Annotated in this window: 12 protein-coding genes; 5 read left to right on the top strand and 7 right to left on the bottom strand. The window is 71.7% G+C overall.

The genetic code is table 11. The annotated features are described in order from the left end of the window. The first annotated feature begins 126 nt into the window (after window positions 1-126). Window positions 127-795 (top strand): bifunctional DNA primase/polymerase, encoded by a 669-nt coding sequence (locus ACZ4XD_RS16080; RefSeq protein ID WP_468042507.1) that lies wholly within the window; start codon window positions 127-129, stop codon window positions 793-795. Window positions 796-1,001: 206 nt separating this feature from the next. On the opposite strand, the gene ftsY is transcribed toward ACZ4XD_RS16080, so the two are convergent. Further along, the gene (gene ftsY / locus ACZ4XD_RS16075) at window positions 1,002-2,234 is read right to left on the bottom strand and encodes a signal recognition particle-docking protein FtsY (protein WP_468042505.1); all 1,233 of its coding nucleotides are present in this window, start codon (window positions 2,232-2,234) and stop codon (window positions 1,002-1,004) included. Window positions 2,235-2,673: 439 nt separating this feature from the next. Here ftsY and ACZ4XD_RS16070 point away from each other — a divergent pair, with 439 nt between their 5' ends. Together ACZ4XD_RS16070 and ACZ4XD_RS16065 are read left to right on the top strand one after the other, a co-directional pair. Continuing rightward, a complete protein-coding gene (locus ACZ4XD_RS16070; protein ID WP_468042503.1) occupies window positions 2,674-4,155 on the top strand; it encodes a purine-cytosine permease family protein in 1,482 nt (493 codons plus the stop codon). 96 nt (window positions 4,156-4,251) lie between these two features. Further along, entirely contained in the window at window positions 4,252-5,247 is a 996-nt protein-coding gene (locus ACZ4XD_RS16065; RefSeq protein ID WP_468042501.1) for an LLM class flavin-dependent oxidoreductase, read from the top strand. 150 nt (window positions 5,248-5,397) lie between these two features. Here the strand turns inward: ACZ4XD_RS16065 and ACZ4XD_RS16060 are convergent, their stop codons facing one another. From ACZ4XD_RS16060 to ACZ4XD_RS16045, 4 genes are all read right to left on the bottom strand, one after another. Beyond that, window positions 5,398-6,816: a sugar porter family MFS transporter gene (locus ACZ4XD_RS16060; RefSeq protein WP_468042499.1), complete on the bottom strand. Its 1,419-nt coding sequence runs from the start codon at window positions 6,814-6,816 to the stop codon at window positions 5,398-5,400. Window positions 6,817-7,119: 303 nt separating this feature from the next. Next, complete coding sequence (locus ACZ4XD_RS16055) at window positions 7,120-10,965, bottom strand: AAA family ATPase (protein WP_468042497.1); 3,846 nt, start codon at window positions 10,963-10,965, stop codon at window positions 7,120-7,122. A 302-nt stretch (window positions 10,966-11,267) separates the two neighbouring features. Further along, a complete protein-coding gene (locus ACZ4XD_RS16050) occupies window positions 11,268-11,471 on the bottom strand; it encodes a hypothetical protein (protein WP_006602857.1) in 204 nt (67 codons plus the stop codon). Window positions 11,472-11,853: 382 nt separating this feature from the next. Continuing rightward, on the bottom strand, window positions 11,854-12,135 hold the full coding sequence (locus tag ACZ4XD_RS16045; RefSeq protein ID WP_042149323.1) for an acylphosphatase: 282 nt from the start codon (window positions 12,133-12,135) through the stop codon (window positions 11,854-11,856). 177 nt (window positions 12,136-12,312) lie between these two features. On the opposite strand from ACZ4XD_RS16045, the gene ACZ4XD_RS16040 reads away from it, so the two are divergent. Then, the gene (locus ACZ4XD_RS16040) at window positions 12,313-13,236 is read left to right on the top strand and encodes a CAP domain-containing protein (RefSeq protein WP_468042494.1); all 924 of its coding nucleotides are present in this window, start codon (window positions 12,313-12,315) and stop codon (window positions 13,234-13,236) included. Between the two features lie 118 nt (window positions 13,237-13,354). Here the strand turns inward: ACZ4XD_RS16040 and ACZ4XD_RS16035 are convergent, their stop codons facing one another. Further along, window positions 13,355-13,945: a flavodoxin family protein gene (locus ACZ4XD_RS16035; RefSeq protein WP_468042586.1), complete on the bottom strand. Its 591-nt coding sequence runs from the start codon at window positions 13,943-13,945 to the stop codon at window positions 13,355-13,357. Window positions 13,946-14,099: 154 nt separating this feature from the next. On the opposite strand from ACZ4XD_RS16035, the gene ACZ4XD_RS16030 reads away from it, so the two are divergent. Further along, a complete protein-coding gene (locus tag ACZ4XD_RS16030) occupies window positions 14,100-14,525 on the top strand; it encodes a winged helix-turn-helix transcriptional regulator (protein WP_251083996.1) in 426 nt (141 codons plus the stop codon). Window positions 14,526-14,552: 27 nt separating this feature from the next. Here the strand turns inward: ACZ4XD_RS16030 and mutM are convergent, their stop codons facing one another. After that, window positions 14,553-15,479 (bottom strand): bifunctional DNA-formamidopyrimidine glycosylase/DNA-(apurinic or apyrimidinic site) lyase, encoded by a 927-nt coding sequence (gene mutM / locus ACZ4XD_RS16025; protein WP_468042491.1) that lies wholly within the window; start codon window positions 15,477-15,479, stop codon window positions 14,553-14,555. Window positions 15,480-15,498 lie beyond the last annotated feature (19 nt).

Raw genomic sequence — 15,498 nt, 5'->3', positions numbered from 1 at the left:
GCTCACACGGCGCACCACACCACCCGGCACACCACCGCACCACGGGCGCCGCCGGGACCCCGGCGGCGCCGGACCGTCAACCCGCCGACTCGTAACCACTGGCACGCACCACCCGTTGGAGGGGGCATGGGCTTCACGATCGGCGGCATCCGAGAGATGCGTTCCAGCTCCCGGCGCCGCGCCCGCTCGACCGAGATCTCGGCGGTGGCGGAGTACACCGGGCTGTGGGGCTGGGACGTCGTCCCCGGCGCCCGGGCGGTCCGCGCGGGCAGCGGCCGTACGGAATGCTCCTGCGGGGCCACCGACTGCCCCTCCCCCGGTGCTCATCCGCTGGACTTCGGCGAGGAGGTGACGGCCGGTGCCGGCTGGGAGAAGGCCGCCGCGGCGTGGGCCGAGACACCGGGCGCCGCCATCCTCCTCCCGGTGGGCCGGTCCTTCGATCTCCTCGACGTGCCGGAGGCCGCGGGCCGCAACGCGCTGGCGCGGCTGGAGCGGATGGGGCTGCCGCTGGGCCCGGTCGTGGTGGCCCCGACGGGCCGGGCGCTGTTCTTCGTCGCCCCCGGGGCGGCCGGGCACCTCCCCGATCTGCTGTACCGGATGGGCTGGGACGACGCCTCGCTGGACCTGCGCTCCCTGGGTCCCGGCGACCATCTCACCGCGCCCCCCTCCGACCTCGGCGGCCACGGTCCGGTGCGCTGGCTGCGCCCGCCATCCCTGGACACCGCCGGCCGGCCGCCGCAGGCGCGGCTGATGCTGGGCACCCTGGCGTACGCCTGTAACCGCTCGGCGGTCTGAGGTCTCCGGCCGGCCGGTCCGAGCACGCCGGCCACCCGGCACGGCCGTCGTCCGCCGGAGCCGCCCGGACCGACGGGGACCGGCGCCGCGGGCCCGGCCGTCACACGGCGGGGCGAGCGCGCTGCGGACAAGCGTCAGCCCCCGGTACCCGCGGTCTGCGGGTCCGGGGGCCGGTGACGGTCCGGGCGGGTGCCCTGGCGGCGGCGTCAGTCGATCAGGGCGTCGACGAAGGCCTCCGGCTCGAAGGGCGCCAGGTCGTCCGCTCCCTCGCCCAGGCCGACGAGCTTGACCGGGACACCCAGTTCGCGCTGGACGGCGACGATGATGCCGCCCTTGGCGGTGCCGTCGAGCTTGGTGAGCACCACGCCGGTGATGTCCACGACCTCGGCGAAGACCCGGGCCTGGACCAGGCCGTTCTGGCCGGTGGTGGCGTCCAGGACGAGCAGCACCTCGCCGACCGGGCCGTGCTTCTCGACGACCCGCTTGACCTTGCCGAGCTCGTCCATCAGACCGGTCTTGGTGTGCAGCCGGCCCGCGGTGTCGATCAGGACGACATCGGCGGCCTCGGCGATGCCTTCCTTCACCGCGTCGAAGGCGATGGAGGCGGGGTCGCCGCCCTCGGGTCCGCGGACCGTACGGGCACCGACCCGCTCGCCCCAGGTCTGGAGCTGGTCGGCGGCCGCGGCGCGGAAGGTGTCGGCGGCGCCGAGGACCACGGACTTGCCGTCGGCGACCAGGACCCGGGCGAGCTTGCCGGTGGTGGTGGTCTTGCCGGTGCCGTTGACGCCGACGACCAGGACGACGCCGGGGATCTCGTCGCCGCCGTTGCCGATGCCGTTGGCGGTGTGCACGGTGCGGTCGGCGTCCGTGCCGATGAGGGTGAGCAGCTCCTCGCGCAGCAGCGCGCGCAGGTCCTCGGGGGTGCGGGTGCCGAGGACCTTGACCCGCTCCCGCAGCCGTTCGACCAGCTCCTGGGTGGGGGCGACGCCGACGTCGGCGGTCAGCAGGGTGTCCTCGATCTCCTCCCAGGTCTCCTCGTCGAGGTGTTCACGGGAGAGCAGGGTCAGCAGGCCCTTGCCCAGGGTGTTCTGGGAGCGGGAGAGCCGGGCGCGCAGCCGGACCAGCCGGCCGGCGGTGGGCTCGGGGACCTCGATGGCGGGCGCCGCGGGCGCCTCGGGCTCGGCGGCCGGTGCCTCGGCCGCGGGGGCCTCGGCGGTGGGCAGCGTGACTTCTTCGATGGTGCGACGCTCTTCGTCGCGGGGGGTCTCGGCCTCCTCGCCGACATGCGGTTCGGCAGGGGGCGCGGTAACGGAGGGCTTCGGGGCGGCCGGCGGGGACGGCGGCAGCTGCTTCTTCTTCTTGCGGCCGCTGACGACGAGCCCGCTGATCGCGCCGAGCACGACCACGGCGATGACTACAGCAAGGATGACGATGTCCATAACCCCTCCAGTATCAGCCACGCTCCGCCCGTGGGGACTGCACGCGCCGAACCTGGAGGGGCGGTGTCCGGAAAGCGGTGCCCCGGCCCCGCGGCGCCCGGCCGGGGCGCGCGCCGGGCGCCGCTCCGGGACGGCGGCACGAGGCCGGGCCGTACGGCCGGGTGGTCCCCGGGAAGGCGGGCGAACGCCCTGACCCGCCCCTCCGGACGAGCTCCGGAGCAGCCCGACTGGACCCTTCGACGAGCTTCGGCGACACTCGTCCTCGTCGTGGGGTCCAACAGTGCGTACCGGCACAAGTTGGATCAAAGTACGATGGTCGACGGCCGCGCAACGCGCGTAGAGTCCTGGCAATCAATTCTGGCCAGGCATCACAGCTGCTGCCTGCACCCCCTCCCCCGTGGGGGTGCGTCCAGATCCCCGCACGGAGATACCTGCACCAATGGGCACCACGTCCGCTTCCGCTCCCGCAACCGAAGGCGCCGTCGAGACCCGAGGCATCGAGCCCGTCCCCGACAACGAACGCCAGGGCCGCGTCCGCGAGCTCTTCCCGACCTGGGTGGCCGCCAACATCAGCGTGTTGTTGCTCACCATGGGCGCCTCGCTCGTGGTCAGCAACGGGCTGAACTTCTGGCAGGTCCTGCTGGTGGCCGCGACCGCCGCGGCCGTCGCGTTCGGCATGGTGGGCGTGCTGTCGGTCTCGGGTAAGTGGGGCGGCGCCCCCGGCGCGATGCTCTCCCGGGCCGCCTTCGGCGTCCGCGGCAACTACTTCCCCGGCGCGATCCTGTGGGTCGCCCGCTTCGGCTGGGAGACGATCAACGCGGTCACCGGCGCCTACGCGGTGCTGACCGTGCTGCATCTGCTGCTCGGCATCGAGAGCAACAACGTCCTGGTCGTCGTCACCCTGCTCGCCTTCGTGGCCGTCACGTACCTGGTGAGCGGTCTGGGCCGCAAGGCGCTCAACGTCTGCAACAAGTACTCGACGTATCTGTTCGGCCTGTTCAGCATCATGGTGCTGGTCTACCTGGTCGCCACGATGGACTGGGACGCCGTCTTCGCCAAGAAGGCCGGCACCACCGCCATGGTGATCGCGGGCATCGGCACCATCGCGGCCGGCGGGATCAGCTGGGTGCCCACCGGCCCCGACTTCGCCCGGTACCTGCCGCACTCCGCTTCCGGCAAGAAGATCGTCGGCGCCACCGTCTCCGGCGCGGCCCTGGTGCTGCTGCCGATGGTGCTGATGGGCGGCGTGATGGCCGTCTCCAGCCCGAAGCTGGCCGGCCAGAACACCGACCCGATGTCGTTCCTCGGCAGCATCCTGCCGTCCTGGCTCGCGGTGCCGTACCTGATCACCGCGCTGGTCGGGATGGTGCTGATCAACAGCCTGTCGATGTACTCCGCGGGCTTCACCGCCCAGACCATGGGCGTCAAGCTGCCCCGTGCCCTCGCGGTCAGCATCAACGCCGTCATCAGCCTGGTCGGCGGTCTGTTCATGATGCTGGTGGCCAAGGACTTCATCGGCCAGTTCATCGCGTTCCTGACGCTGCTCGCGGTCTCCTTCTCCGCCTGGATCGGCGTCTACGGCATCGACATGGCCCGGCGGCGCAAGCTGGCGGTGCGCTATGACGCCGACAGCCTGATGGACACCGGCCGCACCAGCCGCTACTGGTACGTCGGCGGCTTCTGCTGGCAGGCCATGACCGCCTGGGGCGTGGCGCTCGTGGCGGGCCTGTGCTTCACCAAGGTCCAGTGGTTCACCGGCCCGCTGGCCACCACCTGGATCGGCGAGAACGGCCTGGGCTGGGCGGCCACCATCGCGATCGCCGCGCTGGTCTTCGCCGTACTGCCGGCGCCGAAGGAATCCGCCCCGGCGGCCGGCGCGGACGAGGCGACCGAGACCCGGCAGTCGGTCGAGGTGGGCTGACCCGGACCCCGTGGACCGGACTTCCCCTCTAGTGATCTGACGCATCGTCAGCTAACGTCCCCTTCGCCAACCACCCTGGCGAAGGGGACGTTTGCGATGCCCGCTCTGCCTGTCACGGTCCTGCGGATCAACCTCGTCGACCCCGCACCCACGCCCGACACCCTGTCCGCGCGCTACCGGGCCGCCGTCGAGATGGCCGCCTTCGCCGACGACCGCGGCTTCACCATGGTCCAGACCGAGGAGCACCACGCCACCACCAACGGCTGGATGCCCTCCCCGCTCACCTTCGCGGGCGCCGTCTTCGGCGCCACCCGCCGGATCGGTGTCACCGTCTCCGCGCTGATCACCCCGCTGCACGATCCGCTGCGGCTGGCCGAGGACCTCGCCTCGCTCGATCTGCTCAGCGGCGGCCGGCTGATCACCGTCGCCGGCCTCGGCTACCGCCCCGAGGAGTACGCGGCGCACGGCAAGGACTGGCCGGGCCGGGGCCCGCTCCAGGACGAGGTGCTCCAGGCCCTGCTGTCCGCCTGGACCGGGGAACCGTTCACCTACCAGGGGCGCACGGTCCGCGTCACCCCGCGCCCGTACACCCGGCCGCATCCGCTGCTGCTGATCGGCGGCAGCTCACGGGCCGCGGCCCGGCGCGCGGCCCGCCTGGGCCTCCCCTTCTTCCCCAGCGCCCACCTCCCCGAGCTGGAGACCTACTACCACCAGCAGCGCGCCGCCTACGGCACCGACGGGTGGGTGATGCAGCCACCCGAGCGGACCGCACTCCTCCACCTCTCCGAGGACCCGGACCGCACCTGGGCCGAGTACGGCAGCCATCTGCTGCACGAGGCCCGGATGTACGCGTCCTGGCAGTCCGCCGGCAGCCGCTCCGCGGTGCGCTCGTCCGCCCGGGACGTCGCGGCGCTGCGCGAGGAGGGCGTCTACCGCGTCCTCACCCCCGACGACTGCCTCGGGCTCGCCCGTCAGGCGGGCGCCGGGGGCTCGTTGATCCTCCATCCGCTGTGCGGCGGAATGCCCATCGACGAGGGCTGGCGCTCGCTCCATCTGTTCACCGAGCGGGTGCTGCCGCGCCTCAAGGACTGACCGGTGGCGGTGAGTTCAGCCTTCCGGCTGGATGACGAACAGGGTGTCACCCGCCGCCGAGAGAAAACCCGGGCACAAAAAGGGGTACTGCCCGGGGTCCCTGATGACCCGGGGCAGTACCCAGTGCTGAGGAGACGGACTGGCGGGGGGTTAGCCCATCTCCTCCAACGCCTTGCCCTTCGTCTCCTTCACGAACTTGAGCACGAAGGGGATCGAGAGCAGGGCGAAGATCGCGTAGATGATGTACGTACCCGAGAGGTTCCAGTCGGACAGGCTCGGGAAGCTGGCCGTGATGGCCCAGTTGGCGATCCACTGCGCGGAGGCGGCGACGCCCAGCGCGGCGGCGCGGATCTTGTTCGGGAACATCTCGCCGAGGAAGACCCAGACCACGACGCCCCAGGAGAGGGCGAAGAAGAGCACGAAGACATGGGCGGCGATCAGTGCCACGGTGCCTTCGACGTGCGGCAGGGTGCCGGCCGCGGTCTTGGCGGAGAAGGCCCATGCCTCCAGGGCGAGCGAGATGGCCATACCGGCCGAGCCGATCAGCGCCAGCGGACGGCGGCCGATCTTGTCGACGAAGACCATCGCGATCACGGTGCCGATGATGTTGATGATCGACGTCGTGAAGCTGTAGAAGAACGAGGCGCTCGGGTCGATGCCGACGGACTGCCACAGCGCCGAGGAGTAGTAGAACGCGACGTTGATGCCGACCAGCTGCTGGAAGACCGAGAGACCGATACCGACCCAGACGATCGGCAGGAAGCCCATCTTGCTGCCGAGCAGGTCCTTGAACGAGGACTTGTGCTCGCGGCGCATCGCGTCCTGGATCTCGACGACCCGGGTGTCGAGGTTGACGGTGTGGCCCTCGACCTCGGAGAGCACCTCCTTGGCGCGGGAGACCTTGCCGACGGAGATCAGGTAGCGCGGCGACTCGGGGATCGCGAAGGAGAGCAGACCGTAGAGGACGGCCGGGACGACCATCACGCCGAGCATCCACTGCCAGGCCTCCAGGCCGGCGAGGGTGCCGCGCTGGTTGCCGTCGGCGAGGTTGAGGATGCCCCAGTTGACGAGCTGGGAGACGGCGATACCGATGACGATCGCGGCCTGCTGGAACGAGCCGAGGCGGCCGCGGTAGGCGGACGGCGAGACCTCGGCGATGTAGGCCGGGCCGATGACCGAGGCCATACCGATGGCGAAGCCGCCGATGATCCGCCAGAAGGCGAGGTCCCAGAGCGAGAACGGCAGGGCGGAGCCGACGGCGCTGATGGTGAACAGCACCGAGGCGATCTGCATCACCCGGATACGGCCTATGCGGTCCGCGATCCGGCCGGCGGTGGCGGCGCCGATGGCACAGCCGATCAGGGCGACGGCGATCACCTGGGCGAGGACCGCGGATCCGACGTCGTAACGGCTGCGGATCGCCTCGACGGCACCATTGATGACGGAACTGTCATAGCCGAAGAGAAAGCCGCCCATCGCGGCAGCCGCGGTGATGAAGATGACATGGCCGAGGTGGTCGGGATGGGCCTTGCGGCCTTCCGGGACCGTCGGCTGCGCGGTGCTGGTCAACGTGAACTCCAGTGGCCCGGCTGCGCTGCCGGGCGTAGGGGGCTGGCCCTTCTAGTGGTGCATAGGTTGGGGGTACCCACCACTTGAAGGTAAAAGCAACGTTGCAGAGACTATGCCTTCAAGTTTCGAAGTCAATAGGGCGTGATGAATTTGTTTCTCGGGCGTCCTAGTGGTCATTCGTTCAAGTTCTGAACTGATGGGGTGTCGGATACTCCGGGCGATCATCAGCGGGGCCTCAAGGCGGCCGTCCCGCCCGCCGGCACCGGCCGGCGGCCGCCGCACGAGCCGCCCGCGCGACCCCGGTCAGTGCAGCCGCTGGCTGATGACCTTCGATACGCCGTCACCTTGCATCGATACCCCGTAGAGCGCGTCCGCGACCTCCATCGTGCGCTTCTGATGCGTGATCACAATCAGCTGGGAGCTCTCCTGGAGTTCCTCCATGATCCGGATCAGCCGCTGGAGATTGGTGTCGTCCAGCGCCGCCTCCACCTCGTCCATCACATAGAACGGACTGGGCCGCGCCTTGAAGATCGACACCAGCAGCGCCACCGCGGTCAGCGACCGCTCACCGCCCGACAGCAGCGACAGCCGCTTGACCTTCTTCCCGGGCGGCCGGGCCTCCACATCCACCCCCGTCGACAGCATGTCGTCCGGATCGGTGAGCACCAGCCGCCCCTCCCCGCCGGGGAAGAGCCGTGCGAAGACGCCCTCGAACTCCCGCGCGGTGTCGTGGTACGCCTCGGTGAAGACCTGCTCCACCCGCTCGTCGACCTCCTTGACCACCTGCATCAGGTCGGCCCGGGTCTTCTTCAAGTCTTCAAGCTGTTCGCTCAGGAACTTGTGCCGCTCCTCCAGCGCCGCGAACTCCTCCAGCGCCAGCGGGTTCACCTTCCCGAGCTGCTGATACGCCCGCTCGGCGGCCTTGAGGCGCTTCTCCTGCTCGGCCCGTACATAGGGCACCGGCTGGTGACGGGGGTGTTCCGGATCGTCCGGGAGCACCTCGCCCTCGGCGGGCGGCGACGGCGGTACCGGCTGCTCGGGGCCGTACTCGGAGATCAGCCCGGCCGGCTCCACCCCCAGCTCCTCCAGCGCCTTGGTCTCCAGCTGCTCGATCCGCAGCCGCTTCTCCGCGCCCAGCACCTCACCGCGGTGCATCGAGTCCGTCAGCTTGTCCAGCTCGGACTTCAGCTCCCGGCCCTGGTTGCGCTCGGCCACCAGCGCCTGCTCCCGCTCGGCCTTGGCCCGGTCCGCGGCACCCCGCTCCTCCTCGGCCCGTACGGCCGACACCTCGACATGCGCCAGCAGCTGCCGGGCACCGGCGGCGACCGCCCCCGCCACCGCCGCCTCGTGCCGCAGCCGGGCGCGCCGCCGCTCGGCCCGCGCCCGTGCCTCGCGCTCGGCCCGCGCCCCCCTGTCCAGCGCGTCCGCCCGCCCGGCGAGCGCCTTCACCCGCTCCTCGTGCGTCCGCGCCTGGAGCCGGGCCTCCATCTCGGTCTGCCGCGCATTGGCTCCGTCGGCGGCCAGCCGGTCCCGTACGGAGGTGTCCGGCTCCTCGTCGCCGACGCCCGGGTCCTCCTCGGCCACCGCGAGCCGTTCGGCCAGCTCCTCGGCCTCCTCGGTGGCCCGCAGCAGCGCCTCCTCGGCCTTGGCCGCCGCCGCCTCGCAGCGCTCGGCCTCGCCCGCGGCCGCCCGCGCCTGCCCGCCGAGCCGGCCCAGGTCCCCGGCGACCTTCGACTTCTCCCGATCCGCCGCCCGCCACCGCTCGGCCAGCTCCTCGACCAGCGCGGCACCCGCCGTACGGCGTTCCGCCGCGGCCCGCTGCGCCTCCGCCAGCCTCTCGCAGCGCGCCGCCAGTTCCTCCAGCTCGGCCGCCGCCTCGTCGACGGACGCCTGCACCTCCAGCAGACTCGGCGCACCGGCGGAACCGCCCTGGGCGAAGTGCGCCCCGAGCAGATCGCCCTCACCGGTCACGGCCATCAGCTCCGGCCGCGCGGCCACCAGGTCCTCGGCGTCCTCCAGCGTCCCGACCACCACGACATCCCGCAGCAAACGGGCCACGGCGGCGGTCAATTCCGCCGGGCCCCGGACCAGTTCCGCCGCCGGTACGGGCTCGGCACGGGGACCGGGGACACGGTGCACGGCCGCCTCGGACGCACCCGCACAGACCTCGACCACGGCCCCTTCGGCCGCCCCGGCGACGCCGTCGTCCCCACGCACCGGCTCGGCCCCGTGCGACCCGGCAGCACCGGTGCCCCCGGCAGCATTGGTGCCCCCGGCAGCCCCATCAGCGCTGAGGGCACCCGCGCCCCCATCCCGCGTCGCCCCCTCAGCACCATCAACAGCCCCCACGGCCTCCGCGGCTCCCCCGCCCACCGTGGCCTCCACCGCCCGTGCGGGCGCGGGCACCCGTCCCGTCCCGCTCCGGCCCCCGGTTCCCCCCAGCACCATCGCCGCCCGGCCCGCGTCCTGCCGGCGCAGCAGCCGGATGGCCTCGGCGGCGGTGGCCGGGCCGGTGACGGCCACGGCGTCCGCGGCCGCGCCGAGCGCCGCCGCCACCGGGACCTCGAAGCCGGGGGTGACGGTCAGCAGTTCCGCCGCCGGCCCGAGCAGTCCGGTGAGCCGGTCCGCGGCAGCGAGCAGCGCACCGGTGCCGTCCTTACGGCGCAGCCCGAGCGCCAGCGCGTCGTGCCGGGCGGCGGTCGCGGCCCGCTCGCGCTCGGCCGCGGTCAGTGCCTCGCGGGCGGCGGTCAGCGCGGTCTCCGTCTCCGCCAGCTCGCGGCGGGCCGCCTCGTGCCGCTCCGCGATCTCCTCGTCGTCCGCGTCCAGCCCGTCGACCTCGGCCCTGAGCTGCTCGTACTCCTCCTGGGCGGTGTCCGCCCGGCGCCGGGCGGCGTCCCTGGACTCGGCGAGCCGGCCGATCTCCGCCTGCGCCGAGGCGGCCCGGCCCCGGGCGGCGGTGACCTGCCCGCTCAGCCGGGCCAGGCCCTCCCGGCGGTCGGCGATGGCACGTGCCACGTCCCGCAGCCGCCGCTCCTCGTCCGCCAACTGCCGCTCCAGTCCGGCACGGTGTTCGACGGTGTCCTCCAGCGCCCGGCTCGCCGCCTCCAGCGCGGCGGTCAACTCCGCCTCCTGCTCGCGGATCCGGGCCGCTTCCCGCTCCATGTCCTCGGGGTCCCGCCCGTGCCGCTCCTCCGGCGGCGCCGCCGTGGCGCTCTTCACCCGCGCCTCGGCCAGCGAGATCGTGCCGCGCACCCGCTCCGCGAGCTGCGACAGCTCGTACCAGGTCTGCTGCGCACGCTGCACCCGCGGCGTCAGCGTACGGACCTCCTCCTCCAGTGCCGCCTCCCGCTGCTGGGCGGTGCGCAGCCGGTCCTCGGCGGTCTGCTTGCGTTCCTTGAGCGCCGCCTCGTCCGCGATCTCGGCGCGCAGGGCCCGGCGCAGGGTGACGAGGTCGTCGGCGAGCAGCCGCAGCCGGGCGTCGCGCAGGTCCGCCTGGATGACGGCGGCGCGCCGGGCGACCGCGGCCTGCCGCCCCAGCGGCTTGAGCTGGCGCCGCAGCTCATCGGTCAGATCCTGGACCCGGGCGAGATTGGCCTTCATCGCGTCCAGCTTCCGCAGCGCCTTCTCCTTGCGCTTGCGGTGCTTGAGAACGCCGGCCGCTTCCTCGATGAAGGCCCGGCGCCCCATCGGGTCGGCGTGCAGTACGGAGTCGAGCTGGCCCTGCCCGACGATGACATGCATCTCCCGGCCGATACCGGAATCGGAGAGCAATTCCTGGATGTCCAGCAGCCGGCAGGTGTCACCGTTGATCTGGTACTCGCTGCCGCCGTTGCGGAACATGATCCGGGTGAGGGTGACTTCGGCGTACTCGATCGGCAGTGCACCGTCGGAATTGTCGATGGTGAGCGAGACCTCGGCACGGCCGAGCGGCAGCCGCCCGGTCGTCCCGGCGAAGATCACGTCCTCCATCTTCCCGCCGCGGAGCGACTTGGCGCCCTGCTCGCCCATGACCCAGGACAGCGCGTCCACGACGTTGGACTTGCCGGAGCCGTTGGGGCCCACGACGCAGGTGATGCCCGGCTCGAAGCGCAGCGTCGTTGCGGAGGCGAAGGACTTGAAACCTCGCAGGGTCAGACTCTTGAGATGCACGCCGTGGGACTCTACCGGCCGCTCCCCGGCGGCGGATCCCAACATTCCGGACCGCTCCCCGGCCCCGTACGGCCCCCGGGTATACCGCACCGTTCATTTTCGGTTTCACTGCCGAAAGCGCAGGGCACATCATGCGGTAAGGGAGGGCCGTCAGGGCTGAAGTGACCAGGTGGTTCGCAGGAAAAGCCGCAGTACGGAAAAGCCGGAAACGACGAAGGGACGCCGAAGCGTCCCTTGCAGATCTTGAAGAAAGCGGTGCCTCAAGCGGCTGGCGAGCAGCCCTACCGGCCCTGGGGGCGGGGTCAGGTGAGCGCGGGCTCCGCCTGGGGTACGTCGATGTCGAGCATCGAGTCGTCGCGACGTGCGGCAGCGGACAGCATGTCGTTTTCGGCCTGCATCCGAATAAGTTCGGATTCAAGGTCTTGGACGCGCTGCTGAAGCCGTCGCATCTCGGAGAGGACTCGGGGGTCGGAGCCGCCGACGTAACCGAGAAGCGCCTTTGCCATGATGGATGGTCCTCCACAATGAGTGACCGACCGAAGCGGTGTGGGTCGTGAGGGATTCGCACCCGCGGTGCTTGTCATTCTCTGGTGTACTCAATGCCAAACAGCTAAGGTGCGCGGGGATTCCAGAGTCTCACCAAACGGTTTGACGGTCAACACGATCACACCCCGTATCCTCGGGCACCTGAGAGTGCGCGGCCGTGAAGGCACTGCGCCGACTCTCCAGAAAGGTCCCGTCGGGGCGTGGAGATCATCCGTACAGCGGCAGCCTTGCACGGGTCGGCCGAGTTGGCAACCACCAGGGCTTATCTCCCGTAAGCAGCTCACAAAGACGCATCCGCGAGATCGCTCATGACGGCCGTACGGACGGTTCCGGCGGGCCGGATCAGCGGATCTCGAAGCCGTCGTAACCGCCGCGGGGCGTGTCCCAGATCTCAGTGACTCCGTCGACCCGCCCGGGCGTGTCTCCGGTGCGGAGCCAGTCGAGCAGCTGATCGCAGCGCTCCTTCGAGCCCTCGGCGACCACCTGGACGCGGCCGTCACCCAGATTGACGGCAAATCCCGCGAGTTCGCCGATGCGAAGGGCGTTGGCCCGGGTGAACCAGCGGAACCCGACGCCCTGGACCTGACCACGCACCCACGCGGTCACTCGGACAGCTTCATTCATGTGTGCACGTTAACCGGCCAATTGCTCAGTGGTCACTTCTGCCTCTTACGCCATGGCGTACAGTCCCCCGACAGCGAGGCTCACTCGTATGGGTGAGTCATCTTGACGCCAGGAAAGCTGTGCGGCGTAGCCGCTCCAGTGGAGCCGGTGCTCGCACCGGTGGAAGGAAGACAGCGGATGGGCCGGCATCGACGCTCTGCTCCCCCTGCCCCCGACTCCGCCGGTGCGGGGCCTGTTGACGCCCCGACGGCGGAACGGCCGGACACGACGCGGCACCGCGGACACCGCGCGGCACGCGGGAGCGGGAGGGCACCCGTCCGCACCGGACTGCTCGGTGCCTCCGCGATGGTGGCGATGGGAGCCGTGGCGGTCGCCTCCGGACTGGTCCCCGGCCACGGCCAGTTCGACGGTGGTGCGGACGGCGAGCAGGGCGACCGGGTCCGGGCCGGTGCGCTGCCGGAGGCCACCGAGCCGATGGGCGGCGTCACGGCCTCGCCGACCGACCGCGCCACCGAGGAGGCGAGCCGCGGCGGAGCCCGTACCGAGGCCCCCGAGAGCGGGCGCCCCTCCCGCAGCGCCACCCGCCCGGTGTCCCCCGCCCCGCACCAGCCGTCCAAATCGCCCACCGGGGCGACCGGTTCGCACCGGTCCGCCAAGCCCGCCGAACGGCCGGGCTCCGCGGCGCCCGAGCGCACCGTGGCGGCGTCGAAGACCCCCGACGCCCAGTCGTCCGCGGAGGCCCAGGTCCTGTCGCTGGTCAATCAGGAGCGCGCCCAGGCCGGCTGCTCGCCCGTGACGGCGGACAAGGAATTGGCCGGTCTCGCCCAGGGTTTCAGTGACGACATGGCCCGGCGGGGCTTCTTCGACCACACGGACCCGGACGGCGACACGCCCTGGGACCGTGCCGAGGACGCGGGCATCGACGACCTCGGCGGCGAGAACATAGCCCGCGGCCAGGCCAACGCCCAGTCCGTCATGGACTCCTGGATGAACAGCCCCGGCCACCGCGCGAACATCCTCAACTGCGAGTACAAGACCCTCGGCGTCGGCGCCCACTTCGGGTCGGGCGGCCCGTGGTGGACCCAGGATTTCGGCTTCTGAGGCAACCCGCCCCGCGGTGACACCGCCGCGTCCGGACGAAGGCCCGCGCCGCCCCGTGATCGATCACGGGGCGGCGCGGGCGTTTCGCGTACCGGGCCTGCGCCCTGCGCTGTGCCGGTCAGGCGGCGAGTGCCGCGCGGCCCGCGACGACGATGCGGGCCTGCTCGGCGATCCGCCGTCCGAGGTGCTCGGCGGTGGCGATATCGGCCTTGTGGACGCCCTCGGCCCCCTGGTCATTGGGGGACTGGGCGGCGGCGCCCAGGAAGAAGCCCAGCCGGTTGAGGTCGTTCTCGGACGCGGTGGAGGAGTTCCAGCCGGGGAGCAGGTTGAGGCTGACCCAGTTCATCCCGTGCTGGGCGGCGAGCACCGTGAAGAACTGGAGGGTGTGCAGCTTGTCGCCGCTCTTGGAGGCGGAGTTGGTGAAGCCGGCGGCGAGCTTGTCCTGCCAGGCGCGGGTGGCCCAGCGCTTGGAGCTCGCCTCGGCGAAGGTGTGGAAGGCGCCGGAGGCCGTACCCATGTACGTCGGCGAGCCGAAGACGATCGCGTCGGAGGCGTCGAGCTGTGCCCACTGGGCTTCGGTGATCTCGTCGACCTTGATCAGGTGAACGGTGGCGCCGGCCTCGGCGGCGGCGCTCCGGACGGCCTCGGCCAGTACGGCGGTGTGGCCGAAGCCGGAGTGGTAGGCGAGCGAGACGACGGGGGCGGGCAGAGCAGGCGTGGTCACGGTGGTTTCTCCTCAGGGGTCACGGCATGCCGGGACGGCCGGCACCCGGGAACGTCGGGCTGCGATGAGGAAAAGAGAAGCACTAACTTTTAGAGAGCGCAACCCGTTGGTTAGCGCTGCGCAGGGGTAGGGTGTCTCCATGGCGACCGAAACCACCGGCGAGACGGACGGGGAGCCCACCCCCGGCTGTACGGACGACCTGGCCTACAACGTCTTCGCGCGCGACTGCCCGTCCCGCGACGCGCTCCGGCACATCACCGACCGATGGGGCAGCCTGACCCTCGGCGCCCTGCTCGACGGCACCTTCCGCTTCAACGAACTGCGCCGCCGGGTGGCCGGGGTGAGCGAGAAAATGCTGGCCCAGACCCTGCACGCGCTGGAGCGGGACGGACTCGTGCACCGCACCGCACAGCACACCAACCCGCCCCGGGTCGATTACGCGCTGACGCCGCTGGGCGACCAGGTCGCCCGTCAGCTGCGGATGCTGATCGACCTGGTGGAGGACCGGATGCCGCAGGTCATGCAGGCCCGCGAGCAGTACGACGCGCAGCGCCCCGCCGGCTGAGCCGACGCACGGGCCACGGGCCGGCGCTCAGCCGCGCGGCGGCCGCTGGCAGCGGGGGCAGAAGTAGCTGGAACGGTTCATCCAGGGGCGGCGGCGGATCGGCGTACCGCAGCGGCGGCAGGGCTCGTCCTCGCGGCCGTAGGCGTCCAGCGAGCGCTCGAAGTAGCCGGACTCACCGTTGACGTTGACATAGAGGCTGTCGAAGCTGGTGCCGCCGACGGCCAGCGCGGCGTTCATCACGTCCCGTACGTGGCCGAGCAGCTCGGCGGTGCGCGGCCGGGTGAAGGTGGCGGTCGGCCGCTCGTAGTGGAGCTTGCTGCGCCACAGCGCCTCGTCCGCGTAGATGTTGCCGACGCCGCTGATCAGCGTCTGGTCGAGCAGCGCGCGCTTGACGGTGGTCCGGCGGCGGCGCAGCGCGTCGTGGAAGGCCGCGTCGTCGAAGGCCGGATCGAGCGGGTCCCGGGCGATATGGGCGATGACGTCGGGCAGCAGGTCGGCGTCGCCGGGGACGGTGTCGTGCAGCGAGAGGCCGCCGAAGGTGCGCTGGTCGACGAAGCGGAGCTCGGTGGCCAGCTCGTCGGCGAAGCGGACCCGGATCCGCAGGTGCTTCTCGTCGGCGGCGTCCTGCGGCTGGACCAGCAGCTGGCCGCTCATGCCGAGGTGGGCCAGGATCGCCAGCCCGTGGGTGACGGAGGGCGTGACCCTCGGGGAGATGCCCTCCGCGGCGGTCTGGGCGGCCGGACCGCCACCGGTCACCGGAAGCCAGAGGTACTTGCCGCGCCGGCGCGCCGTCCCGAGGCGCAGCCCCTTGAGCCGGGCCGCGAAATCGGCCGCCCCGGCCGTGTGCCGGCGGATCGCACGCGGATGCCGCACCTCGACGGCGTCGATCGTGCGGCCGCTGACCCAGCGCTCCAGTCCGCGGCGTACGACCTCGACCTCGGGCAGCTCGGGCACGAAGGGCTCCTTGGGAACG

The sequence above is a fragment of the Streptomyces sp. NPDC029466 genome, from assembly GCF_055574515.1.
This window is presented reverse-complemented; position numbering and strand designations above follow the sequence as displayed.

What these genes read in the sequence shown, in the direction of transcription:
- ACZ4XD_RS16080 (WP_468042507.1), top strand. Translation starts at nt 127, where the DNA reads ATGGGCTTCACGATCGGCGGCATCCGAGAGATGCGTTCCAGCTCCCGG.
- ftsY (WP_468042505.1), bottom strand. Translation starts at nt 2,234, where the DNA reads ATGGACATCGTCATCCTTGCTGTAGTCATCGCCGTGGTCGTGCTCGGC.
- ACZ4XD_RS16070 (WP_468042503.1), top strand. Translation starts at nt 2,674, where the DNA reads ATGGGCACCACGTCCGCTTCCGCTCCCGCAACCGAAGGCGCCGTCGAG.
- ACZ4XD_RS16065 (WP_468042501.1), top strand. Translation starts at nt 4,252, where the DNA reads ATGCCCGCTCTGCCTGTCACGGTCCTGCGGATCAACCTCGTCGACCCC.
- ACZ4XD_RS16050 (WP_006602857.1), bottom strand. Translation starts at nt 11,471, where the DNA reads ATGGCAAAGGCGCTTCTCGGTTACGTCGGCGGCTCCGACCCCCGAGTC.
- ACZ4XD_RS16045 (WP_042149323.1), bottom strand. Translation starts at nt 12,135, where the DNA reads ATGAATGAAGCTGTCCGAGTGACCGCGTGGGTGCGTGGTCAGGTCCAG.
- ACZ4XD_RS16040 (WP_468042494.1), top strand. Translation starts at nt 12,313, where the DNA reads ATGGGCCGGCATCGACGCTCTGCTCCCCCTGCCCCCGACTCCGCCGGT.
- ACZ4XD_RS16030 (WP_251083996.1), top strand. Translation starts at nt 14,100, where the DNA reads ATGGCGACCGAAACCACCGGCGAGACGGACGGGGAGCCCACCCCCGGC.